Genomic DNA, 24,513 nt, shown 5'->3' on the forward strand with positions numbered 1-24,513 from the left:
GCCTCCTGGTCATTTAAAGCTAGTCAAATCCACGCCCGGCCCACTTGCCAGAAAGTCATCCAAGGTCTGCTTGTCTTTGGCCACCTGCTCCGGGTCGATGAACCGCGTCGGCATCGTCGGCTGCTGCGCCATTTGTGCTTCGTGCATGCGGGCGACAAAGATAGGGTCAGGGCCGTTGCTGCTTGAATGCTGCGGCATCAGTCGGATGCCGAAGGGATTGAAATCAGGCTTTTGACCGGGCGTGGGCGAGGTGATCGGAATCAACGTCGCGCGATCGGCACGGCGCAGCGGCATCACCACGCTGCTGTCCGCATTCATATAACTGGCCATCGTCGCAAGCGCGATGCCGACGAAGGGCGACGAAGACCCGGTATCGCCCAAGCGCTGTGTGAGGTTGTAGCTCTGCTCGGAGGCGAGCAGGTCCAGAGAACTGTGTGCCTGCTTCAACGCCGGCACCCATTCTGCCAGGGCGGTGTTCTCAGACTTCCCGGTATCGAAGAAGGCGCGGGCAGGCGGCGTCGGCAAGCCCTGCGTCGCGTCGCTCCAGCCCTTTTCCAGCGCCGCGTACAGCGCGTCGTTTTTCAAGCGCTTGCCCGCGTCATTGTTCAATGCAACCGTGACTGGCCGGTGCAGCTTGGCAAGCACAGGCACGGCGTCCCACTGCTGGAAGGCGCGCTCGGTCCACGGCTCTGGGATGAACTTCGTCGGTTGAAACGGCACCTTGGGTTTGCGCCATCCCCAACCGGTGAATTGCGGGTTGATCGGGTTCTTGTGGACCTTGGTGAATGGAGCGTAGTAGCGCAGCCAGTCGACACGTTCGGGGCGGCCGATGACCAGGGCGACTATGGCGTCGGTGAGTTCGCCGGGTTGGCGCGGCCCCCGGGACGAACCAATAGGCCGGGCGTCACGTGCTGAAAGCACCCCCTTGATATTGACCCCTGCCACCGAATAGACCAGCACAGCAGGCAAATCCGGATTTGCTTCGAAGACTTGAAATAAGCTTTCCAGAACCCCTTCGGGAGTGTCATTGCAGATGATGCCGTCTTCCAGTTGCCGAACTGCATGCCAGTGCAATCCAGCCTCGCCACGGGCAGAATTTATCATCGCGTCCAACATCACTTTGACATCATCCGGCTCGAGATAGGGGTTGGGAGTGCTAGGGCTCCAACCCGGCACTACTGTGACCGCCGGGATGGGCCATTTCTCAAGGAAGTTCTTCAGCCCGTGCTCCAAAGCATCGAACTTACGCTTCGTATAGGCACGATTCTTATCGCCTCCGCTCAAGGGATAGCTGCCCGGTTCCATAGGAAGAATTCCGCCGACAAGCAATGCGCTGTCCTGCAGAGCGCTTTTTTGTTGAAGTTCTGTCCAAACCTGCCCTTGGCGAAAGACATCCAGACTTATTCCAATGCTCAAGACGTCCAGGCTTTCCAAGCGGAAAGAGGTTGCCGAGGGACGGGTACGACTATCAACGGGCATCGTGGAGGCATCCTCAGGGAAGTGCTGAAATTTGCGCGGCTGCGGTAGGTCTCCAGCACACACGAACGGGGTCACAGAAGTCCCACCGCCGATTACGCTAGTGGGAAACAACGCAGCGGCAACGATCATGCATACGGTCGCAATGGATCTGGTCATGGTTGAGTCCAGCCTCCCGCAGGACGGGTGTGCGCTTGGCTTTGTCCGCGCGTTTCACTTTTCACCTTGGTAGGCAGACCTGCACTTTCTACAGTCGAGGGCAGAACTCCCCCTCCAGGCGTTAACGCCTTAAACGCCTGGTCATACTCCACAAGCTTGGAACTTCTATACAAAGAAGTTCCATCGATAAGGTTGCGGTTCATCTTGTCTTCCTGTTTGTAGTGGGCCAGAACTTCCACGGTCAGATCTTCGTAGCCCATCTCACTCTCGTCCTTGTAGTCATGATCTTTCATCTTCCAATCCAACCGCCAATCCGCCACCCGGCACAGATACGCATAAAACTCCAGGTCATCCACACTCCTCCCCGCGCCCACCGCCACATCAAACGCCAGCACGCGCCGGCTGTGCTCCGGGTTCGCCGGTATCCCCGAGTGGAACGACAACGGGATTTGTTTGCCTAGGTCCTGATTCTGCAAACGGATACGTGCTTCAAAGGGCGTTTCCCCGCGCACGATCAGCACCTGGCCATTGCCCAGCTTGTGCGCCGAGAACACCTCTGCCTTGTCCGCCGCCTCCCGGCCGTGATTGCGTGATTCCGTGATCTGCGCCAAACCACTTCCGTTGCGGTACACCTGCTGCTCGTCCAGCAGTTCCTCTTGGGAATAGTCACGGTTCTTCGGTTCCCAGCCGCCATTGGCGAGGACGATGGCCGCGTCGATCGGGTCGTAGGGCGTTTTCACCTGGTACACGCCGCTGCCCGTTGCGTCCTTGTCCGATGGCGCATTGCCCACCGTCACCGTGCCTTCATGGGCGTAGTCCACTTCCAGCGGCACCGGCAAGCGATGGCCCCGTAGTTGCACTGACTGGTTTTCGTCAAAGGATGCGCGGCTAAGACGCATGCTGTCGAACCAGCCCAGCCCCGTGTCTTCCCACGTCGTTTCACCCGGACGCCGCAGCACATAGCGGTCGATGGCTTCGCGGCTACCGACCTTCTCGCGCTCGCCGTCGCGTCTGCGCAGCGTGAAAACGCGTTGATGAAAGCGCGAACTCAGAACGCTTCGTGCGGGCTTGCCGTTTACCATTTCCGGCACACCTTGCCAGCCAATGCCTTGAACGTTCGCCAGCCCGACCGTCTGATCTTGGGGCGTGAAGTACAGGTAGGTGCAGCCCCGGTTGTCGGTGTCGTCGAACGACAGCTCTTGGCCGTCGATCATTGCCTTGCTGCCCTTGCCGCCCGTCCAACGCGGGCCGCCGATGGCGCCGTAGCCGGGGCTTCGGGCAATGGTAACTGCGCTTAGCGCAGGCTCGGCCGTCGCCTGTGCGTCGATGAAGGCAACGATCAGCTTCAGCGTTTCAACACGTGCATGGGTTGTCTGTTGCCGGTGCCCTAACTGCACGCCCTCCGTCCAGGGTTCATGCAGGCTGTACGGCGGATTCATCATGATGCAGCAGTCCGCAGGACGCGTATCACCTTCGTCAGCCAGCATCGCCTGCGCCAGCAGGTTCAGCAGATTTCCCTGGCTATGACCCACGACGTTGATGACGTCGTCGGGGTAACGCTTGCGGATGATGCGGATCAGCATGGCCAGCCGCATCGCGGCCAGCACCATGTATTTGCGCGCCGCGGATCGGAATAAGGGATGGCTGGGGTCCGGCGAGAACCAGTGCATGGGAATGAAGCCGAACAGCTTGCCGCTGAAGCCGTCACCCCACATATCCGGCAGCGTGGTCGTCGCGTTGGCGAACTGGCCGCCCTCCTTCGTACCCGCTGTATCCAGACGGTTGCCGTTGCGGTCCAGCCATTCGCCGTGCGGCGTGGTCTTGTCGATGAAGGCTTCTTCTTCGCGAAATCCCCAGTAAAACGGAATCACCACGCTGCGGGCTGCGCGTCCGTCTGATGCGTCTGAGAAACGACGGCGGTAGTACACCGCGTCGGGATTAGATGCAACGCCGTAGTCATCAGCGGGCGAGGTATAGCTGGCAGCTTCAAGTCGGCCCACGCCCGGCGAGCCGTCTGGCTGAAAGGCCAGATCCAAGCGTTCGTTCAAGCCTTCGCACAGACCTTGCTCGATGCTGGCGTAGACCCCGGCCAGGTCGTTCACGCCATGCACCACGATCGTCACGCAGGGTTTGGGCGGCGGGGGCTGCACACGGGTGTCGCCGCCTGAAGGCATGACGACGCTGCTGGCTTTGCCGATGACCCGGGCCGTGGGACTAACGTTCATCTTGCGCATCCTTGCTGCACAGGCAGCGCATTCAATTCTTCAAAATGCCGTCCAACGCATGCAGGACGACATCCGTCGTGCTTCCCAGATTCAGCGCAAAGGCGGCGTACACCCCCGAGAGCACGACCAGCGCGCTGGCCCATGGCGTCCACCACGGCCATTGGCGCCCCACCCGATAGCGGCGCGATGCGATGTTGGCGTCGGCGTCGGTCAGCGACTCTGGCGTTTCTCCGCGCAGCTCGCGCAAGATGCGGTGAAGCTTGACGAGGATGGTCTGCAACGCATCGTTCTGGTTGTGCTGCAACCCGTACTTGCCCTTGAACCCCAGGCACAGGCACAGGTATTTGAATTCCAGGACGTCGCGGTATCGGGCGGGGTCCATCATCATGCGCGACAGCACCGTGAAGAACTTCTCGCCTCCCCAGGTCTCGCTATGGTTGACGCTCAGCAAAGAGCGCTCGGCCCAGATCGAGTTGGACCCCCATGCGGTTCCCATCACGGCTTCATCGATGAACGTACACAGCGCATATCGATACGCCAATTGCGTCGCGCTGTCATAGCCGTGCTGGCGGATTTCTTCGTCCAGCGCGGATATCTGGTCCCGCACCGTGGAATACAGCTTGCCGATGGATTCGTAGTTGGTCATCTTGCGTACGCGGATCACCATGCCGAAGAGTGGCAAAGCTGCATCCACCAACGGGTTGTAGCCATGGCCCCGAAGCTGGAACGCCAGGTCTGCGTCCGTATCCAGGTTTTGAATGGTGTTGAAGCCGATCTGTTCTTTGTCGTGGACGGCTGCCGTTACGCTCGTGCGCAGGAATTCGGCTTCGCCGCGCTCGGCGGTAGAGGTCGTGTTCATGTCATTGGCTCCTGATGGCCCACAGCTGCAGCTCCAGCTCGGGGTAGTCGCCGGCAATATGCAGGCCGAAGCCCGCCGTATCCCGAAGCATCTGCCACGAAGGATGGCTGCGGTCGAACTGGAAATAGGTAAAGCCGGCATGGAACGGCAGGTGGCGCGGCGCGACCGGCAGCGGCTGCAGCGGGATGCCGGGCAGTTGCAGGCTGACGAGCTCGCCCAGCTTTTCCATCGAGGCCACCTTGGCCTGCTGCATGAACTGCTGACGCAGCCGGTCAAGCGGCATGCGGGCGCGCACGGCCAGAACGAAATCCGCGTCTGCGTAAAGGCTGCGGTCGTGCACCGCCGCGGTCAGCACGCCGTACTGCTGGCGTTCGATCGGCAGCGACACGGCGCGCGGCTGCAACACGGTGCTGAGCGTGCGCCGCAACGTGTCCTCAAGCATGCGGAACGATTGGCGGGGATCGTCGTGCCGGTAGGCCGGATATTCTTGCGGCAGCCGCCCTTCGTCGGTGAATGTGACGAGTTCGCCGCAGGCCTGGCTAAACGCGATGTATAGCTGCTCGGGGTGCAGATGGCGCAGGCGCGACAAGTGCAGAAACCACGGATGCAGCCGGTTCAACGCCAGCAGCAGATTGAAGTCCGTTACGTCCGCCACGCCGGCCTGCCCGGGCGAGCCAATGCGTTCGGCGATGTTCTTCGCGCGTTCCCGCATCAGGCCGGCGATTTCCCCCAAGTAGCGTTTCAGCGGCGGGATCGCATTGATGGACATGCCCGTGGGATAGAACGCGTCGTCCAGCAGCAGGCTGCCGTCAGGGCGCCGGTCCAGCAGCCGGCACAACGCCACGCCGGTAAATGCGCTGCGGTCTTCACGCTCGAGCGTCAGCTGCAAGTTCGGGGCGGCCAGATCCATCGACACGTAATCGCCTTCGTGGCTATGCGTGTCGCGCACCTCTTCGCTACGCGTCACGTAGCGCGCATTGGCGTAGGTGTCTGGCCATTGCACTTCCAGCACGCCGTCCGAGCGCAGCGGCAAGGTCAGGTAGACGGTCTGGTTGACGGATGAGGTATCGGTCACCGCCAGTGGTGTCGGTGGTGGCTGATCGTTCGGGATGTCGAACACCGTGCCATCAGGCATGACGCCGCGCGCGCGCACGATGGCGATCTTGCCAAAGCTCAGGTATTCCTGGTTCAGCTCCAGCTCGCTCAAGCCATAGAGATGCTCACTGACGCCCGCGATGCGTTGGTTGGCATGGTGTTCAAGCGCGCGGGTCTGCTGCTGGAAATGCTGGGGCTTGACGAACAGCCCTTCACTCCAGATAACGGGATTGCGGGAGGTCATGGTTGGGATCTCGGTTGCGGCGGACGGGTGCTTTCATCGGTGATGGCCACGCGGTTGCCATGCAGCGTCATCAGCAAGGCGTAGCGCCGGCCCGTGGGCTCCAGCCGGAATGCGTGCTTCCAGACCGCGCCATTCGGATCATGGAAGTCGGCGATGATCGCCACATAGCGGGTGGCGGGTTCGATCCGGGCGAAGTCAATGAACTTGAACTGGCCGGGTTGCAGCACGTAATCGTCTTCAACCACATAGGTGCTGCCCAGCGCCTTCTTCAAATCCTTGGCCAGCTGGTCCGGGTCGGCGTTCAGCAGCAGGGAATCGTCTTTCAGCTGAAGCACCTTGAACGCAATCGGCGTGGGCGCGCCACGCGGCGCGGGCGTGGGTTCCATGGTTGGGAGGCTGTGCGCGCGGCTGTACTGCCCCAAGCCCAGCCCGGGGGCCTCGCCGGACTCGCCGGCCCCGCTGAACTCGATGGACATGCCGAATCCGCCCTGCCCGCCAAGACTTTCCGACCCGCCCATGCCTTTCGGACCTGGCGCGGCCAATCCGCCCAGCGGCAGCGGCACCCCCGAGAACCCCTGCTCGATTACCTGCTTGCCCGCGCCAAACTGCCGGCCCGGCACGAAGTGCTCTGACACGCCTATCGCCAGCAACAGGTCCAGCTTCGCCACGGCATCCGCCGCGCCAGGTTCTGCGGCGGTTTCACCCGGCATGCGCTGGATCGTCGATGGGCCCATGTCCACCCGCCGCAACGGATGCAACGAGGGCCGGCCCTCTTCCAGTTCGTCCAGCAATCCGCGCAGATGCTCGATCAGCTCTTCGCGATTCCCGCTATTGAGCTTGACCTCGTAAGGCCCCGCTTCCCGGTTGGACGGCGCCGCAGCGGATTCGGGTTCTTCGTCGGGCATGCTGGCCGGGTTGGGATTGACGTCTGCCGCCGCGTACAGGCTGAGCCCGATGAGCGACAGCTGTTCGTCGGGTGGCCCGATCTGGATGGACGGGTCCATCAGCACCATCCCTGTCTTCGTCACCACATCGGCAACCGTGCCACACGCCGCCAGCAGCGTTGTCGCCAGCAAGGCAGGAACCATCCGCTTCATTCGGCCTCCACCCGCAAAGCGCGGTCGTAGGCTTGTTCAAACACTTCCCAGAACAGCTTCTCGAACCCTCGTTGACGTGCTGACGCCAACTCGTCGTAGTAGTGCGTATACATGCCCCATGCCCAATCGTCGGCGGCCGGCGCATCTTGATCAGGGCGGTAGCGGCGAAAGCGCTGCATCAGCACCGACGGCGCAAAGGCGCGTAACAACGCTTGCAGACCTGCTTCGATCGCCTGTGTGACCGCGTCGTGATGCGTGCGCAACTGCGCCAGGCTTTCGTCGACCGCGTCTTTGGGAGACAGGTGCACCACACTGCGATTGGCGGCGAACATTGCCCGCACGGTGTCGGCGTAGCTTTGGCCCAGGCGCAGCGGATTGTCTTCAATGGGCTGCAAGCTGCGTCCCAGCAATTTGCGCGGCGCAGCCGAACCCGCCTGGTCCGCATACAACCCGGCGATGCCCTTGATGGCCGCATTCAGCGCCTGGCCGGCTTCCAGCAGCAGCGCCTGCCCCGCTTGCGGGTCAAGCGGCCCCAATGGAACGTCCAGGCCTTGCATCAATGCATCCGCAGCGTCGGTGGGGTCTCCCGCCATGGCCTGCCGGTTGCGCAATCGATAGGGGGACCCAGTGCGGGTTCCGCTGTGGGTTCCGCTGTGGGCATCGGGTCGGTCATGTGACTTCGGCATACGGGAATCTCCAGGAAATGGCAGGGGCGTTCCGGTCACGGCTTCAAACCGGGTCGAGGCAAGATCAGCCTGGGTCGGGGCCAAGGCGGCGCCGCGGCGCACATCCCAAGGGCCCATCACGACAGGCGGGAGTTCGCTTGTGCGCTCGGCCGCGTCCAAGGCACGCAAGGGGTCGGTGTCCGCGCGAGCGTCGTGCGGCGCGCTCAGGGCCTGGTAGGTGGCATCCAGGGGGGCCGACACGTGCTCGGTTTCAAAGACATAGGCGCCAGTCGGCAAGCCGTCATGGCCGTCCGCCGCGTTGCTTAACAATTCGCCAACCCCGTATTGCGCCAGATGCCGCCCCGGCTCCAGCAGCTCTTGATGGGGATCGTGCAAATGCACGGCGACACGGTAAGGGCCGATGTGCAAGACGTCGCCATCCCGCAACTTCGCCATCACCAGAGCGCCCAGTGGCTCGTTGGCATCGTTGACGCGCGTTTTCCCGCTGCGGTCAACGATGCAGAACGCGGCGTCTTCATAGCGGATTTCGCAGTGGATGCGCTCGATGCGGCCCGCCTGGTCGGTCAGCGCCCAATCGGCGCCCTCGCCGCCGATGGTTCCGCCCGCGGCGTCAAAGCCGTGCCGGGGCGTGCTGCCATGTTGCAGGTGTTCGGGGTTGGCGACCACAAGCGCCAGCCGGCTCGGAAGCGATTCGGGTTTCATAGACGGGCCTTTATGCGAACGATGAACGGCCGGCGCGCCGCCGTGTGCTGGACGAAGCTTGTCCAGCCCAGATGCGCGCCGGTGTCGCGCCCCAGATTGAACGGCGGCACCTGGTCATGCCGTAACCCCAGTTCAAGGTCATAGGCCGCGGGGTCGCGCAGCAGAAAATCGATCAGCTTGCGCAAGCGTTCGAAGTTCTCGCCGCTAGGCAGGAACTCCCGGAAACGCGATTGATCCAGGTTGGAAATAACAATCGAAAACTTGCTGTAGCGGGTGCGGACGCGGCTGCCGATGACAAAGCTGTCGCCCAGGACACCATTGCGCCGCCCCAGCCCCAAGCGCTGCGGCTCGGCCACATGCATGTAGCGCAGCTCGAACTCGCGCACTTGCACCTGCTTCAAGTCGAAGCAATGCGACACGATACCCGCCACCACCTGCGGTGAACGGCTGCGGCTGGCGATCACGCCCGCGTAGCTCAGCAGGCGGCTCCAGGGAATCGGCGTCACGCCGCGCAGCTCAACGTCACCCAAGCCCACCATGGCGAACACATAACGCGAGAAGCGATCGTGCGCCTCGCGGCGAAAGCGCACGTAGTAGCGGTATTTGCGCCAGGCTTGATGCAGCAGCGTCAGCAGGCGATGGTTGAAGAAATCCAGGAACGCGGGTCGAATGCCGACGCCTTGGCCGTATTCGTATGCCAGCCGGTCCAGGTAGTAGCCCGGCAGGGGCGAGTCCGGGCCATGCATGCCGAAGAACGTGGCCTGCACGTGATAGTGGCTGCGGGCGCCTTCAGGCATGCGTTCGGCCAACGCCACATCCGACGCCGGAAACCCCAGCCCCGCATAGCTGCTCAGGCGGACACGCTGACGCTCGGGCTCGTGGGTATCCCGGGATTCCAGGTCATCTTCGTGCAGGCCGTGCAGTTGCTCAAGCAACCTGAAGAAGTCATAGTTCTTCGCACTGGCCAGCAGAAGGTCCGCTAGATCAGCGGTTGTTTTCCGGTCTGCAATGGCCATTCGTAGTGCTCGTTATTGCCGGTGTTGGTGGCTTCCAGCAGGTGAAAGGAATTGATGCTTGCGTACAGCGCAAAGAAATGGCTTAGCACCGTGCCGAACAGGTAGAGGTCTCCTTCACACAGGAACGCGGCAGGGTCGAGCTTCAAACGCGTTTTCAGCCCGCGTATGGGCAGGCCCTTCATCAAGAGATCGGCCGGCTGCGTCACGGCATCGCCGATGCCGTCCAGGCGCTTGCTGCCGGCGCGCGCGTGCTGAATGTCATGCAGCGCCGCAAAGTCGTAGGCGCGCAGCACGGCCTTCAAGGGTTCGGTCGACAGCAACGACAGGTAGTTCAGCGACAGATTCGAGATCAGCGTCCACTGCAGCGCGCCGTCCAGCACGGGCCGGTAAGGCGGGGTGGGCCGGGTGATGTTGGTGTAGGTGGCGAAGGTGGGCGTCGTCTGGGTCTGCACACAGATGTCGCCCACGCCGAGCGCCAGCGGCAAATCGCGGTTGGTGCAGGTCAGTGCTAACGACACGGTTTCATCCTCGTCGATGTAATCGGTTTCGTCGCCCCGGATGAAGGCAATGCGGTGCACAACGCCTTCTTCGCTCATCGCGTTCTCGATCCGGCTGCGGTAGTACAGCGCGCTGCGTCCCTGCGCATGTTCGATTTCGTGTTGCAGGGATTCAAAGGGATAAAACGTGCGCAGAAAGCGCCCGCGCTGTCCGTCCGCCACCCGCTGCCAGCCGGTGACATCGTCAATACTGAAGATCTCGTAGGCGCCGGGGTCTTGCCCGCCCGGCATCAGCCGCTGATCTACCGCCCGTCCGTTCAAGTTGATGGGTTCGGCGTCTTGCTCGAACAGGTTGACGGCGGGCGCGCAATACAAGGACAAGTCGTTTGGGCGCAGCCGGATGTCAACCGGCATGGGCCGGTTGAAATGGAATTCGAAGCGCACGCGCTGCGTGGTGCCTTCGGGCCATAGCGCGCGCAGGCCAGCCAAGCTGAAGAACAGAAACCGCCTCGGGAAAATGAAATATTCCTGAAGAATCCGATAGCCATCGAACACGTTCTTGGGATACGGCAATAAAGACTCTTCGGGCGAGAACCCGGGAAACGTCACCTGCCTGGCGGACAGCGTTCGCGTTTGGCCGCCGATCTCCAGCCGGATTTCGCCCAGATAGCGAGACAGCCACAGGTACATCGTCAACGCGGTGGTGTCGTCGCCGCTCAGGTGGAAATCAAGCTTGTCGCAATCAAACGTATCGATGGCGTTGCCAGCGATGGGTTCAAGATCCACGCGCAGGATGGATTTCTCGCGCGTGTGGGCATCGCTGACGTCAACGATATGCAGCGGATAAATCACCACATCCGTGCTGATCCGGAACTGGCACCGCGTGCCGTCCACGGGGCGCGACAACACGCGCGTGCCCTTCGGGATGACTTGACGCGTTGTGATGGCGCGTTCCACCGGGTCGAACCGCATGATCGTCGCGCTGGGCAAGGGCCGTAAGTAGTTGGGCCACAGCAGCTGCAATAACGAATGGGTGAGTTCGGGCAGGTCGTCTTCGATCTTCAAGCGCAGCTTGGCCGTCAGAAACGCAAACCCTTCCAGCAGCCGCTCGACATCCGGGTCGGCCGCCTCGTCCCCCAGGAATTGCGACAGCTGCGGGTTGTCGCGCGCGAACTCGCGTCCGAGCCTGCGCAGATAGTCGATCTCCTCGCGGAATTTTCCTCGCAACGGCATGTTTTCCTGCCTCCGTGGCCCACAGGGATCAAACGATCCGCGTATAGCCGTCCTGATGGTGAATCACCAGATCGATCTCCACCTGCTCTTCCTTATTGAAGATAGGCACCAGACAATCCAGCCTGAAGTTCAGGCTGAGCGGCTGGGCAGGATCGGGCCGCGATCGCACGCTCATCACCTTGACCCGGGGTTCGTAAGCCGCGACCGAGGCCCGGATGTCCTGGCTGACCTGCACCAGCAAGTCGGCGCTGCCCATCGACGCGTCGTTGAAGTCCTGCAAGCCCAGCCCGGGGCTGCTCATTGAGCAGCCCCGGCGGCTGTTGAGGATGCGTTCCAGATGCCGCTTGATGGCAAGGACGCGCTCGGCGGCCAGCTCTTGCCGGGAGCGGCTGCGCCGAGGCAAGGCGTCGGGCACCAGCCGTTCGAACAAACTGCCCTGTCCCCGCGACCTCGGCATGCGGAGCGCCTCCTTATTCCTTGTCCAAACGGCCGACCAGCGACAGTTCGAAGTTGGCGCCCATGTACTTGAAGTGCGGACGCACGGCGAGCGACACCTGATACCAGCCGGGGTTACCGCTGACGTCTTGCACCTGCACCTGAGCGGCGCGCAACGGGCGGCGGCTGCGCACATCCGCCGACGGGCTTTCCTGATCCGCGATGTACTGCTTGAGCCACGTGTTCAATTCGCGTTCGAGATCCTGGCGTTCCTTCCAGCTGCCGATCTGCTCGCGCTGCAGCACCTTGATGTAGTGCGCCAGACGGTTGACGATGAACATGTAGGGCAATTGTGTACCCAGCTTGAAGTTCGTCTGTGCGGCCTGACCTTCGGGCGTCTTCTGGAACAGCTTCGGCTTTTGCACCGAGTTCGCCGAGAAAAACGCGGCGTTGTCGCTGTCTTTGCGCATCGTCAGCGCAATGAACCCTTCTTCGGCCAGCTCGAATTCCTTGCGGTCGGACACCAGCACTTCGGTGGGGATCTTCGCTTGCAGCTGACCCAGCGACTCGTACAGGTGGACCGGCAGATCGTCCACCGCGCCGCCGGACAGCGGGCCGATGATGTTGGGGCACCAGCGGTACTTGGCGAAGCTGTCGGTGATGCGGCTGGCAAGCAGGTACGACGTATTGCCCCACAGGTAGTTGTCGTGCTGACCGTCGATGGTTTCGCGGTAGACGAAACTGCTGGTGGGGTTTTCCAGCGGATCGTAGGGCTGGCGCAGCAGGAAACGCGGCATCGTCAGGCCCAGATAGCGCGCGTCTTCGGACTCGCGCAAGCCGCGCCATTTCGTGAAGCGGGGGCCTTCGAAGATGTCGCGCACTTCCTTCAGATTGGGCAGTTCCTGAAAGCCGTCGATGTTCAGGAACTCGGCGCCCGCCGCGCCCAGGAACGGCGCATGCGCCATGGCGCCCACAGACGCCACATAGCTCAGCAGTTTGATGTCGGGCGACGACGGGCCGAACGTGTAGTTGCTGACGATGCTGGCCACCGGCTCGCCGCCGAATTGGCCATAGCCCGCCGTGTATACGTGCTTGTACAGACCGCTGCGCGTGATGTCGCCCGCGCTTTCGAAGTCTTCCAGCATCTCTTCCTTCGTGACGTGAAGGATTTCGATCTTGATGTTCTCGCGGAAGTCGGTGCGGTCTACCAGCAGCTTCAGCCCGCGCCATGCGGACTCCAGCGCTTGCAGCGGCGGCTGGTGCAAGATGGCGTCCATTTGCAAGCCAAGCTTGCGGTCGATCTGCGCGATCATCTGGTCCACCAGCTGCTTGTTGACGGGCTGCTCGCGTTCCTGTGTTTTCAGTATTTCCGAAATGAACGCCGCGACGCCGCGTTCGGCAACGGCATAACCTTCGTGGCTGGGTTCGATGCGGGTTTGGGCCATGATCTGGTCCAACAGGCCGATCGACGGGTTGTCTTCTGACTTGGCGGCAGCTTGAGCCTTCATGCTCATATCCTTTTTTTGCGGGTTGGCGTTGCAGCGAAACGGCAGGCTCAGGCGGCCGGCTTTTCCAGGACCAGATTCAGTTCCTTGGCCAGCGCGGTGCGCGCCTTGTCGTCGGCAAGCAAGGTCTGAAGCTGCTTGCGAAACGCCGGCACGTTGCCCAGGGGGCCTTTCAGCGCGACAAGCGCTTCACGCAATTCCAGCAGCTTATTCAATTCCGGCACCTGCCGCGCAATGGCATCCGGCGAAAAATCACGCATGCGTTTGAAGTCCAGCGACACATTCAAGGTGTCGTCTTCCTGGCCTGCTTCACCCAGCCGAGACGGCACTTGCATCGTCAAGGCGATGCCGGCTTCCGCGATGACATCGTCGAAGTTGTCTTTGTCGATGCGCACCACCGGCCGCTCCTCCAGCGCCGTCTCTTCGCCGTGCCCCTTGAAGTCGCCCGTGATGAGCAATTTCAGGGGAAGCTCGATCTCAGCCTGCTGGTCGCCCGTGGCGGGCACGTACTTGATGTTGATCCGTTCCGGCGGGGCGACGGACACCGATTTCTTCGCCATGACAAGCTCCTTTGGAGAGTTTGGGAAGCCGTTTTTGGCGGCCTCGAACCAGTGGGCTGATGCTAAGAGGGCTGAAGGATGAGTCGCAATAGGACGACTACTAAATGTGCTTGAGCACGTGCGACAAGTGAGACATCTTTGACACGGTGAGCGCGTTCCGGGCGCGGTTTCATAGTCCTCCTATGGAATTAATTTGAGTGGCATGGTCTCGTTGTGGATTCCTCGAACGCGTGTGACGCCATGATCAGAATTGACCTCTCCGCCCTGATCGAACGCTTGAATCCGATCAGCCGCCAGGCCCTGGAAGAAGCCGCCAGTCTGTGCATCAGCCAGCATTGCGCCGAGATCACCGTGGCGCACGTACTGTTCAAGCTGGTCGACCAGCCCTTGTCGGATATGCGCATGCTGATCAGGCACGCCGAACTCGACCCGGATTCGGTCCGCCAGGCGCTGGCTAACGCCAGCCCTTATCGCAGTGAAACGCCGGGCCAATACCCCACGTTCTCGCCGCTGCTGATCGAGTGGCTACAGGAAGCGTGGCTGCTGGCGTCGCTGGAGCTCGGCCATACACAGTTGCGCGGGGGCAGCCTGACGCTGGCCGCGCTGCTGAATCCGGGGCGCTATCTTCCCCTTTCCGCCATCACGCTGTTCGAACACATCAACCGCGAGGCCTTGCGCAAAGAATTCAGCAGCGTGTTTCAACACTCCTGCGAATCACCGGCCGGTGAACCCGCGGGAGGCAATGTCGAAGCGATCCACGCATCATCGGTGTCGTCCGACAGCGCGCTGGCGAAGTATGGGCACGACTTCACCGCACAGGCGCGTGCCGGCAAGATTGATCCCGTGCTGTGCCGCGATGCCGAGATCGACCAGATGATCGACATCCTGTCACGCCGCCGCAAAAACAACCCCATCGTGGTGGGCGACGCGGGCGTCGGCAAGAGCGCCGTGGTCGAGGGCCTGGCGTTGCGCATCGTGCAAGAACGTGTGCCGGCGCCCCTGCGTCATGTGTCGCTATGGGGGCTGGACCTGGGCGCGTTGCAGGCGGGCGCGTCGGTCAAGGGCGAATTTGAAAAGCGCCTGAAGGCCGTGCTTGACGAGGTCAAGGCATCGGCCCAGCGCATCATCCTGTTCATCGACGAGGCGCATACGCTGATTGGAGCGGGCAATGCCGCCGGCGGCAGCGACGCCGCCAACTTGCTCAAACCCGCGCTTGCGCGCGGCGAATTGCGCACCATCGCGGCCACGACCTGGACCGAATACAAAAAGTACTTCGAGAAAGACCCGGCCCTGACGCGGCGATTCCAGCTGGTGAAGCTGGACGAGCCCAGCCAGGAACAGGCGGTTCACATCTTGCGTGGCTTGCGCCGCATTTACGAGCAGGCGCATCGTGTCTACATCGGCGACGACGCCTTGCAGGCGGCCGTGACGTTGTCAGCACGCTACCTGTCGGGCCGGCAATTGCCAGACAAGGCCATTGATGTGCTGGACACCGCCAGCGCCCGCGTGGCAACGGCGTTGGCAGAGCCTCCGCGCCGGCTCACGGCGATGGAACATGAACAATTGCAAATCGCAGCCGAACTCCAGCAGTTGCATCGCGATGCTCGCGCCGGCCGCGACGCCGCGCCGCGCCGTCTAGCCGAACTCGAGGCCAACGCCGCCGCGGTTGACGGCCGCATCACACAGCTGCAACAGGCGTGGGAACAGCAGAAGGCGCTGGTCGATGACATCTTGCGCTTGCGCGGCGCGCTAGATGACGATGACCCGGATTCGCCGGGCCACCCTGCCTCCGACGAATTGCGCCAACAGGTGGCGGCGCTGACCGCGCTCCAACGCGATGGCGCGTTGTTGCATGCCGATGTCGGCCACGCGCAGATCGCCCAGGTCATTTCCGACTGGACCGGCATTCCCGCCACTACGCTCAATCGTGGCCAGATAGAACGCCTGGCCCGGTTGCCTGCCGTACTGGGTGAACGTATCAAGGGCCAGGACGGCGCCATTGATCGCTTGCACAAGCATTTGCTGACGGCCATGGCCGACTTGCGCCGCCCCGGCACGCCCCTGGGCGCGTTCCTGCTCGTCGGCCCCAGCGGCGTTGGCAAGACCGAAACCGCGTTGGCGGTGGCCGACGAACTATTTGGCGGCAGGCAGTTCCTGACCACGATCAACATGTCCGAATTCCAGGAGCGGCATACGGTGTCGCGCCTGCTGGGTGCGCCGCCCGGCTATGTCGGATATGGCGAAGGCGGCGTGCTGACCGAGGCAATCCGGCGGCAGCCCTATTCGGTGGTGTTGCTGGACGAAGTCGAGAAGGCCCACCCGGAAGTCATGAGCCTGTTCTACCAGGCCTTCGACAAGGGCGAACTGGCTGACGGCGAAGGGCGCCAGATTGATTGCAAGAACGTCCTGTTCTTCTTGACCTCCAACCTCGGATTCGACCAACAAGACGGCGATCTGGCCGATTTGCCCGAAGACGCGCTGCGCATCCGGCTGGCCGCATTCTTCAAACCGGCGCTGCTTGCGCGCATGCAGGTGGTGCCATACCGGTATCTGGACGAAAGTGTGCTGGACCAGATCATCCAAAGCCGGCTGGAACGTTTGCGCGTCCAATTCGCGACGCGTTACAACGCCACGCTGCACCTCAGCGCCAGCGCGCGCGATGAACTGCGTGGCCGCTGCGCGCGCCACGAGAACGGCGCGCGTCTGCTGGACGCCACCATCGATGGCGAACTCTTGCCCCCCCTTTCCCTGGCGGTGCTGCAACAGTTGGCCGCCGGGCTCGCCTTTGGCAGCGCCCGGCTGGAATGGTCGCAAGGCGGCTTCGCCGCCACGCTGGATTAAAGGTCCGCGATGGATGCGCAAAGCGTGGCGGACATCGCCCGGGACATGGCCATGGCTTCACGCGTGGACGCGCTGTCACGCGTGTTCCTCGACGCGTGCCTGAACGAGCCGGGCATGGCTGGCGCATGCCTGTACGCGCGAGACGCCACAGGAGACCGGCTGTTTCCGCTTGTGCAGGCGGGGTCGGCGGCCAATCCCCTTCCCGACATCAGCATGGACGCCCTTGACGACCCCCTCGTCTACACCATGACCAGTGCAAAGTCTTGTCTGATCGATCAGATGTCCGGGCTGGTCGATGTGGGCACGGGGTATGAACGGCTGCGCGATGAACTGGGTGCGCAATTCGGGTTGCTGGCGATTCCGCTGCGCGACGAGCGCCGCCAGCCCTTGACCGTACTGGCGCTGGCCGGGCCGCCCGCGGTGCTGTCGGCGTGGCGCGATGATTCCCTCTGGCGCGCGCTGCTTGCGGCCCACGAATCCCTTTACGCGCGTCTGCATCGGCAGGCCAACGTGGCCGATGATGCGCGCTACCAACGCAGCCAGCACGCAGAGCCGGCCGTCGAACAAAGCCGGATGCGCGCTGCGCGCCTGCTGGCGGCCGAGTTCATCGGCGTCAGCCCCGCGGCCCGGCGTATGCGCGAAGACATGCTGCGCTTTGCGGATTCCGCGCTGGCCGTCCTGCTGACCGGCGAAACCGGCACGGGCAAAGACCATGCCGCGTGGCTGATTCATCAAGCCTCGCCGCGCCGAGGCAAGTTCGTGCCCGTCAATTGCGCCGCCATCCCAAAGGAGCTGATTGAAGCGGAGCTGTTCGGCAATGTGCGCGGCGCCTTTACGGGCGCCTTGCAGGCCAGATCCGGGCTGGTGGCCGAAGCCGATGGCGGCACGCTGTTCCTGGACGAAATCGGCGACATGCCCTTGGCGCTGCAAGGCACCCTGCTGCGTCTGTTGAACGAAAAGAAATATCGGCCATTGGGCGCCACGCGTGAACTCAGTTCCGACTTCCGCCTGATCTGCGCGACCCATCAGCCGCTGCCCCAACGGGTGCGCGATGGGCATTTCCGGGAAGACCTGTACTTCCGCATCCGGCAACTGACGCTGGCGTTGCCCGCGCTGCGCGACCGCCCCGAGGACATTCCCGCGCTGGCCTTTCATACGGTGTTGCAGCACAACCGTGAACGCCAGTCGCGCGTTGCGGGCATCACGCCAGACGCGCTGGCGATGTTGGCGGCGCAGCCCTTGCCCGGCAACGTGCGCCAGTTGCGCAGCGTGGTGCTGGTGGCGGCTGAACGCACGCCCCCCGGGCAACGCATCAGTGCCGGCATGCTGGACTTGTCGCAACCGGACCTGGACGCCCCGCCGCTTGCCGACCCGGGCAGCGCGATGCTGCAAGGGCTGCTGCATACCGACAACCTGCCCCAGGCGCTGGACACGTTCCAAAGCCTGGTGATCAAAGCCCGGCTGCGCCAAGTCAATGGGTCTCGCAGCCGCGCCGCGCAGAGCCTGGGTATCCCCAAACGCACGCTGGCACGCCGCTGCCAGGCCTGGAATCTGGACCGGGAGGACCACCCCTTATGAAGCGTTTCACCCTTCTGCCCCTGTTGTTGCTGGCGCCGTTGGCCAGCCACGCGGTGTCCGTGTCCGGCCCCGACGCCGCCGCCTGCACGCAGATCATCTCGGCCATTGAACGGCTGGCCTGCTTTGACGCGCTGGCGGGCACGCCACCCCGCCCGGTTGAGCGCTCCGCGCGCACCGTGTCAATCGACCCCGCGCCGATGGGTCCGGCGAGCCTGCTGCCAGATGAGCCGGCGCCCGCCCTCGACATCGCACCGCCCGTCGCCGCTGAGCAGCCGCCGCCCTTTTTGCCGGCGCCCACCCTGGCGTCCGATCTTGTCCGCATGAACGAAGCCGCCCGGCAAGCCGGCGACACCGCCTTTCTGCTGTCTCACACGCAAGACGAGCACGCGGGACAACACCGGGTGATGATCTCCGCGCCCGCGCAAGCCGCCGGCCCACCCACGTATCTGGCGATCAGTTGCCTGTCCAACATCTCGCGCCTGCAACTGGTGGCCGAGCAGCCGTTCGAACGCAATCAAATCAGCATCCGTCTTCACATCGATGAACGCCCGCTGTCCGCCGCCCGGCGATGGCGCGTACTGGATGAAGGCAACGTCGTGGATGCGGGCCGGGGCCTGGTGGCCATTGAACAGTTGCGCCCCTTCGTGGCGGGCGCGCAGTTGCGGGTGGAAAGCGACTACGCCCCGCTGAATGGCCTGACGTTCAACGCCACCGGCTTGCAGGCCCTGCTGTCCCGCCAGCGCGAGGCATGTCACTGGTGACGGACTACGCCCCTCTTGCACTCGACGCGTTGCTGGCCCCGTTGGACGCGCGCCATCCGGCGGGCCACTTTGATCCCGAAGACGAAACTTTTCAGGCGATCGACCACGAAATGATCAAGCTGGGCGGCTTGCAGGAAGCGCGGCTGGACTGGCTGTACGTGGATGAAGCGTCGCGCCAATACCTGAGCACGCAATGCAAGCACTTCCGCATCGCTGGCCATTTGATATCCGCGCGCCTGAAGGCCCCCTCCTGGCCACGCTGGGCCGAGGCCGCGGAGGTATTGGCGGGCATGGTCGAACACTATTGGGAGACCGGGCACCCCAAGCCCGGCCCCACCGGCTATCTGGGCAAGCGCCGGCTGGTGGCCGTGCAGGCGGAGCGTCTGCGCAGCGCGTTGGACGCCTTGTCCGCCACCGGTTTCAGCAAGGCGGATCACGCCCGGGCGCAACAAGCGCTTGACCGCCTGCAAGCCTGCGCCGTTGCCGCCCAACTGGATCAAGCGCAACTGACCGGGCTCGAGGCGCACTTCTCGCGCCGCGTCGAACAAACCCGGTTTCCGGAAAGCCCCGCGCCCGCCCGAAGCGCTGGCCAACAAGGCGGGCAGGCCATCACCGAAGCGTTCTTCAACACGGACAACACCCGCTTGAAGCCGGGTGACGAACGCGAGAACCGGCGGTCGCTGCTGGGGGTGGCCGACTTCGTCAACCAGCAGGATGCGTACGACCCCACCGGCTACCAGCTGCGCCGCTTCGCGCTTTGGGCGCATCTGCATGCCGCACCGCCCACGCGCCATGGCATGCGCACGGAACTCATGGCGGTGCCGGCCGACATCGCGGACGGCTACAGCGAGGCGTTGGCGGGCAATGCCGTCAACCCCGCGTTGTTGCAGCGCGTAGAGAAAAGCGTCGTCGCCTCGCCCTATTGGATACGCGGCAGCTTTCTGGCGGCAGGTATGGCCGCGCGGCTGGAAATGAAAGACGTGGCAACGGCGATCCGTCTGGCCACGGAACGCTTCGTACGCCGCATTCCGTCGCTGGTCGATCTGAGCTTCAACGACGGCCGCCCCTTTGTGGACAGCGAGACGCTGGCGTGGCTGAGCGGTGCGGACGCCGAAGGCGCGGCAAGCGGCCCCTTGCAGGAATTCGGTGCGTTGCGCGAAGAGCTTGTCGCGCAGTTGGACACCGAAGGCGTGGAAACCGTGCTGCGCCGCTTGCAAGACATGCAGGGCCATTCGGAATCGCCGCGCCAGCGCTCGTATGCGGCCGTCATCGCGGCCGACCTGCTGGCCGCGCGCGGCCTGTCGTGGCTGGCCGACACCCTATATACGAACGTCGGCATCACGCTGCACACACTGCCCGCCCACGAATGGGAGCCTGAGTTGTCCGAACAGTTGAATAAATACCTGCCCGCGCGTCCGCCCGCCGAGGCGGACCGCAAGAGCTAAGGAAGGAGTCTCCCGATGAAGAATGTGTGGTCGTACCTCAAGCGCTACGGTCTGCCGGTAGCGAGCCATTTCAAGAGCGCGATGCCCGTGCTGGCCGCATTGGCGATCACCTTCGTGCTGATCGGCATTTGGTGGCTGGGTCCGCACTGGACATGGCGCAATCACCAGCCCTTGGCGGATCTGTCCATGCGCGTCCTGTGCACGCTCGTCGTTCTGATGCTGCCGGTGCTGGCCTGGGTCTGGACGCTTCGCCGCCGCAACCGCCGCCTGGAAGCCGAACGCGGCGCGGCCGAGCAGCGCGAAGAAGATCCGGTGCTGCGCTTTGTGCAGGCGCAGGACCGCGCGCTGGACCAAAGCCTGCATGTGTTGCGCAGCAACTTGAAGGGCCGCAACGCGTTGTACCAACTTCCGTGGTACTTGGTGCTGGGCCAGGAAAACACCGGCAAGACGAGCTTCATCAACCGCTCCAGCCAAAGCTTCTCGCTCAGTAACGAGGTCAAGGCTGGCGCCAGGCGCGCGTTCACCGACCCGGACCTGGCGTACGACATCGACTGGTGGATGGGCGACGAGGCCGTGCTGATCGACCCGCCGGGCGAACTGATCAGCCAGATCGAAGCCGCGTCTGCACCGGAGCCCCTGGCCCAAACCGCAGCCGGGCCTGACCCCGGCCCAAGCTCGGCGGCCACGCCCGATCCGGTCCGCAGCTCGCCGCCAGACTCCACCGCCGACGCGGCACCCGCCCGTGCCACCTCGCGGGTGGCTCTGCCTATCGGCGCGCACGCGCGCCTGTGGGTTGGGCTGGTCGATTGGCTGAGCCGCAACCGCAGCCGCCGCCCGCTCAACGGCGTGGTGTTGATGGTGGATCTGGTGACGCTGCTGAACCAGAAAGCCAGCGACCGCAAGGCGTTGGCGATTCTGCTGCGCACGCGCTTGTCCGAACTGAGCCGCCATTTGGGGACGCGCCCGCCGCTGTACGTGGTGCTGAGCAAATTCGATCTGCTCAATGGCTTCGAGCCCTTCTTCGCGCGGCTGCCGCGCACCGTGCGCGAAGACATTTTCGGCTTTACCTTCACGCTGGATTCCGTGCATGACTACGATGCCTGGCTTGATGAGCTGGCCGGACGCTATGACGGCTTCATCCAGCATCTGAACGAACAGATCTTCGACGCCATGGCCGAGGCAGCCAACATGGAAGCCCGCGAAGCGCTGTTCTCGCTGGTCCGGCAGCTCGCGGGCATGCGGCCGGTGCTGCTGGGCTTCCTGGAAGACGTGCTGGGCAGCGACCGCTACATCACGCCCGCCTTGCCGCGTGGCGTGTATTTTTCGTCGGTGTATCAGCAAGGCCTGTTGTGCGACGCGTTCATCAGCGCGGCGGCGGCGTCCTACAGCCTGACGCCCCCCGCCACCAACGTGAAGCCTAGCGGCCGCTCGGCGGTGTACTTCGCACAGCAAGTGTTCCAGCGCATCATCTACCCCGAGGCCGGCTTGGCCGGCGACAACCTGAAGGTGATGGCCGACAAGCGCCGCACGCTGATGGTTGGCTTTGGCGTCGCGGCCTTGGGCAGCCTGTTGCTGGCGGGCGGCTGGTATCACTACCACGGTGTCAACCGGCAAATGGCGATGTCGGTGCTGGACAAGAGCCGCGAATTCAGCACGCACAAAATCGACGGCAGCAGCGACCCGACGGGACGCAATCTGCTCGAACCGCTGGATCAGATCCGCGGCGCGGTCGCCGTGGTGGGAGACTACCGTCAGGCGTGGCCGCTGGTATCCGAGCTGGGTTTGTACCAAGGCCGCAAGATCGGCCCCAAGGTTGACGAGGCCTATCTGCAGCTGCTGTCCAAGCGCTTTCTGCCCGAGCTGGCCAGCGGTGTCATGAACGCCATCAACAGTGCGCCCTCGGGCAGCAATCAGCAGTTGGCGGCGCTGCGCGTCTACCGCATGATCGAAGATCGCCACAACCGCCGTTCACCCATCGTGGAAGACTGGATGACGCAGCAGTGGCAAGCCGCGTTCCCCGGCGAAGGCGCGGTGCAAAACGGCTTGCGCCGCCATCTGGACTACGCCTTGACGTACGCGGATGCGGTCTTGCCACAGCATCGCGCACGGGTCGAGGAAGTGCAGCAGCGCCTGCGTCAAATCCCGATGCCGCAGCGCGTCTACATGACGATGCGCGAACAGGCGGGGAAAATTCTGCACACGCCGCTGGATTTGCGCAATGAAGTGGGCCCCGCCTTCGACATCGTGTACAAGGCCGCCGCGCCCCTGGACGCCCAAACCGATCCCGCCACACGCATAGACCCGCTGCTGACGGCCACGGGCTATCACAGCTACTTCGCGGCGCACGGCAAAGACTTCACCGACCTGGCCCTGATCGACCGCTGGACGCTGGGCGAACGCCAGCGCATTGATTATTCGGAAGCCGACAAGCAGGTGCTGGCCGAACGCGTGCGCGCGCTTTACAGCAGCGATTACATCAACACATGGCAGCGCAGCTTGAACCATCTGGAAGTGGTGGACTTTGACGATCTGGGCCAGGCGGTGGATGTGCTGGGCAGCGTGACGAGCCCCGCGGCGCCCTTGCGCCGGCTGGTGGAAACCGTGCGCGACAACACCGTGCTGAATCCGCCACTGCCTGCTGTCGCCACGGCAGGCGATACCGCCGACAAGAGCCCGGGGGTGGCGGCGGGTGCGGCGGCGTCGATGTCAGCATCTGCGTCCGCATCCGCGACCGCGTCAGCAGGCGCCAATGTGCCGCAGGTGGCGGCTATCGCGCGCCCCTTTGCGCCGCTATCCGAACTATTGGTGGCCAAAGGCGACAAGCCTTCCTACCTGGACGAGAGCATGGCCGCCGTGGCGCGCGTGCACGAAACCATGAAGCGTGTGCACGACAGCCCCGAACCGGGAAAGGCGGCGCTGGCAGTGGTGCTGGACCGCTTCGCGCTGAAGGGCGCCGACCCCATCGCCAACCTGCAACGCGTGGCGGCGGGGCTTCCCGAGCCCCTGAACCGGCAGGTCAAGAAACTGGCCGACGAGTCGTCGCAGGTGCTGTTGATCGAAGCCTTGAAGGAGCTGGAGCGGCGCTGGGAAACCGACGTATACCGCTACTACCACGAGCGCCTGGCCAGCCGCTATCCGTTCAACCCGGGCAGCCGCGTTGATGCGTCATTGGAAGATTTCACCGCGCTGTTCGGACCGCAGGGCCGGCTGGCGCAGTTCAAAGAGCAATATCTGAAGCTGTTCTTTGACGAGAACCTTGAGGCGCTGTATTCGGAACGGCGCGGTGGCTACCTGGTGCGTATGGATGTGCTGACGCAGCTGGAAGCCGCCGACCGTATCCGCGACGCCTTCTTCAACAGCCGCGGCGCGCTGGGTGTGCAGTTCAGCATCACGCCGCTGGGGCTGACCGCCAGCCGGCGCAGCAGCGTGCTAAGCGTCGAAGGCCAACTGATCGCCTATAGCCACGGCGCAAGCAACAGCGTCGGCCTGATCTGGCCCAACAACTTGGGCGATTCCACCGAAAGCCGCATCACGCTGGTTGGCGCGACGGGAACCAGCAGCGGTCTGGCGTACCGGGGGTCGTGGTCGATGTTCCGCCTGTTGAGTCAGGCGCGGCTGGAAAGCGCGACGGCCAACAGCGTTGATTTGAGTTTCTCGGCCAATGACGGCGCCATGCGCTACCGGATCACCGCTGAAAAATCCAACAACCCGTTCACGCAGGCGAGCTTCGACGGCTTCGCGCTGCCGCGCACGTTGCTGGCCGAGGCTTCCGTGGCCACGCCGGCTGCGCCGCCCGTGCCGGCCGTGCCAAAGATCACGCCGCGCGGCACCCAGAAGCCGGCACCCGTCACCGGCACCAACGCGGGCCCGCGCGCGGCGCCGCCCAAGGGGCCGATGAAGTCTCCCCCCAAGGCCGATGCGGGGCATGCCGAAAGAGAAATCAAAATGGCGGCGCGGTAATCGCAATCAAACCGCGGGCGATGGCTCGCCACGCCGCGGGATTTCTGCTGTCGCACCGCCGGATATCCCAGGTGGCGCTGCTGGTTATCGCCGGCGGCGCGACGGTTATTGCTGGCGGCGCTGCTGCGGTTATTGCTCG

Annotated in this window: 16 protein-coding genes; 5 read left to right on the forward strand and 11 right to left on the reverse strand. The window is 63.6% G+C overall.

Translation table 11 applies throughout. The features are described from left to right. Positions 1-9 precede the first annotated feature (9 nt). The 11 genes from AC1DB0_RS03970 to tssB are packed head-to-tail and all read right to left on the reverse strand — an operon-like array spanning position 10 to position 13,789. Positions 10-1,635 carry a type VI lipase adapter Tla3 domain-containing protein gene (locus tag AC1DB0_RS03970; protein ID WP_447578161.1) on the reverse strand — a complete coding sequence of 542 codons (1,626 nt, stop codon included), beginning with the start codon at positions 1,633-1,635 and terminating at the stop codon, positions 10-12. After that, positions 1,632-3,869, reverse strand: a complete 2,238-nt coding sequence (locus tag AC1DB0_RS03975; RefSeq protein ID WP_476758604.1) for a T6SS effector phospholipase Tle3 domain-containing protein — start codon at positions 3,867-3,869, stop codon at positions 1,632-1,634. The genes AC1DB0_RS03970 and AC1DB0_RS03975 overlap by 4 nt, the downstream gene beginning before the upstream one ends. 22 nt (positions 3,870-3,891) lie before the next feature. Next, positions 3,892-4,719, reverse strand: a complete 828-nt coding sequence (gene icmH / locus AC1DB0_RS03980; RefSeq protein ID WP_476756548.1) for a type IVB secretion system protein IcmH/DotU — start codon at positions 4,717-4,719, stop codon at positions 3,892-3,894. 1 nt (position 4,720) lies between these two features. Continuing rightward, positions 4,721-6,058 (reverse strand): type VI secretion system baseplate subunit TssK, encoded by a 1,338-nt coding sequence (tssK, locus tag AC1DB0_RS03985; protein ID WP_054424862.1) that lies wholly within the window; start codon positions 6,056-6,058, stop codon positions 4,721-4,723. Then, entirely contained in the window at positions 6,055-7,155 is a 1,101-nt protein-coding gene (gene tssJ / locus AC1DB0_RS03990) for a type VI secretion system lipoprotein TssJ (RefSeq protein WP_476756547.1), read from the reverse strand. Before tssJ ends, tssK begins: the two co-directional genes overlap by 4 nt. Continuing rightward, positions 7,152-8,543 carry a type VI secretion system-associated FHA domain protein TagH gene (gene tagH / locus AC1DB0_RS03995; RefSeq protein WP_476756546.1) on the reverse strand — a complete coding sequence of 464 codons (1,392 nt, stop codon included), beginning with the start codon at positions 8,541-8,543 and terminating at the stop codon, positions 7,152-7,154. The genes tssJ and tagH overlap by 4 nt, the downstream gene beginning before the upstream one ends. Next, positions 8,540-9,559 (reverse strand): type VI secretion system baseplate subunit TssG, encoded by a 1,020-nt coding sequence (tssG, locus tag AC1DB0_RS04000; RefSeq protein WP_346550495.1) that lies wholly within the window; start codon positions 9,557-9,559, stop codon positions 8,540-8,542. Before tssG ends, tagH begins: the two co-directional genes overlap by 4 nt. After that, the gene (gene tssF / locus AC1DB0_RS04005; protein ID WP_476756545.1) at positions 9,523-11,289 is read right to left on the reverse strand and encodes a type VI secretion system baseplate subunit TssF; all 1,767 of its coding nucleotides are present in this window, start codon (positions 11,287-11,289) and stop codon (positions 9,523-9,525) included. Before tssF ends, tssG begins: the two co-directional genes overlap by 37 nt. 28 nt (positions 11,290-11,317) lie before the next feature. After that, a complete protein-coding gene (tssE, locus tag AC1DB0_RS04010) occupies positions 11,318-11,746 on the reverse strand; it encodes a type VI secretion system baseplate subunit TssE (RefSeq protein ID WP_476756544.1) in 429 nt (142 codons plus the stop codon). A 13-nt stretch (positions 11,747-11,759) separates the two neighbouring features. Next, positions 11,760-13,238 (reverse strand): type VI secretion system contractile sheath large subunit, encoded by a 1,479-nt coding sequence (tssC, locus tag AC1DB0_RS04015; protein WP_425286186.1) that lies wholly within the window; start codon positions 13,236-13,238, stop codon positions 11,760-11,762. A gap of 41 nt (positions 13,239-13,279) precedes the next feature. Next, positions 13,280-13,789: a type VI secretion system contractile sheath small subunit gene (tssB, locus tag AC1DB0_RS04020; protein ID WP_054424850.1), complete on the reverse strand. Its 510-nt coding sequence runs from the start codon at positions 13,787-13,789 to the stop codon at positions 13,280-13,282. Between the two features lie 240 nt (positions 13,790-14,029). On the opposite strand from tssB, the gene tssH reads away from it, so the two are divergent. From tssH to tssM, 5 genes are read left to right on the forward strand one after another with little or no spacing between them, the layout of a single operon-like run. Further along, positions 14,030-16,630: a type VI secretion system ATPase TssH gene (gene tssH / locus AC1DB0_RS04025; protein ID WP_476756543.1), complete on the forward strand. Its 2,601-nt coding sequence runs from the start codon at positions 14,030-14,032 to the stop codon at positions 16,628-16,630. Positions 16,631-16,639: 9 nt separating this feature from the next. After that, positions 16,640-18,208 carry a sigma 54-interacting transcriptional regulator gene (locus AC1DB0_RS04030; RefSeq protein ID WP_447982082.1) on the forward strand — a complete coding sequence of 523 codons (1,569 nt, stop codon included), beginning with the start codon at positions 16,640-16,642 and terminating at the stop codon, positions 18,206-18,208. Next, on the forward strand, positions 18,205-18,969 hold the full coding sequence (locus tag AC1DB0_RS04035) for a type VI secretion system-associated protein TagO (RefSeq protein ID WP_447578168.1): 765 nt from the start codon (positions 18,205-18,207) through the stop codon (positions 18,967-18,969). The genes AC1DB0_RS04030 and AC1DB0_RS04035 overlap by 4 nt, the downstream gene beginning before the upstream one ends. After that, positions 18,957-20,414, forward strand: a complete 1,458-nt coding sequence (gene tssA, locus AC1DB0_RS04040; RefSeq protein WP_346550500.1) for a type VI secretion system protein TssA — start codon at positions 18,957-18,959, stop codon at positions 20,412-20,414. The genes AC1DB0_RS04035 and tssA overlap by 13 nt, the downstream gene beginning before the upstream one ends. Before the next feature lie 15 nt (positions 20,415-20,429). Then, positions 20,430-24,374 carry a type VI secretion system membrane subunit TssM gene (gene tssM / locus AC1DB0_RS04045; protein WP_476758605.1) on the forward strand — a complete coding sequence of 1,315 codons (3,945 nt, stop codon included), beginning with the start codon at positions 20,430-20,432 and terminating at the stop codon, positions 24,372-24,374. Positions 24,375-24,513 lie beyond the last annotated feature (139 nt).

The organism is Achromobacter sp. 10T422, from assembly GCF_056394065.1.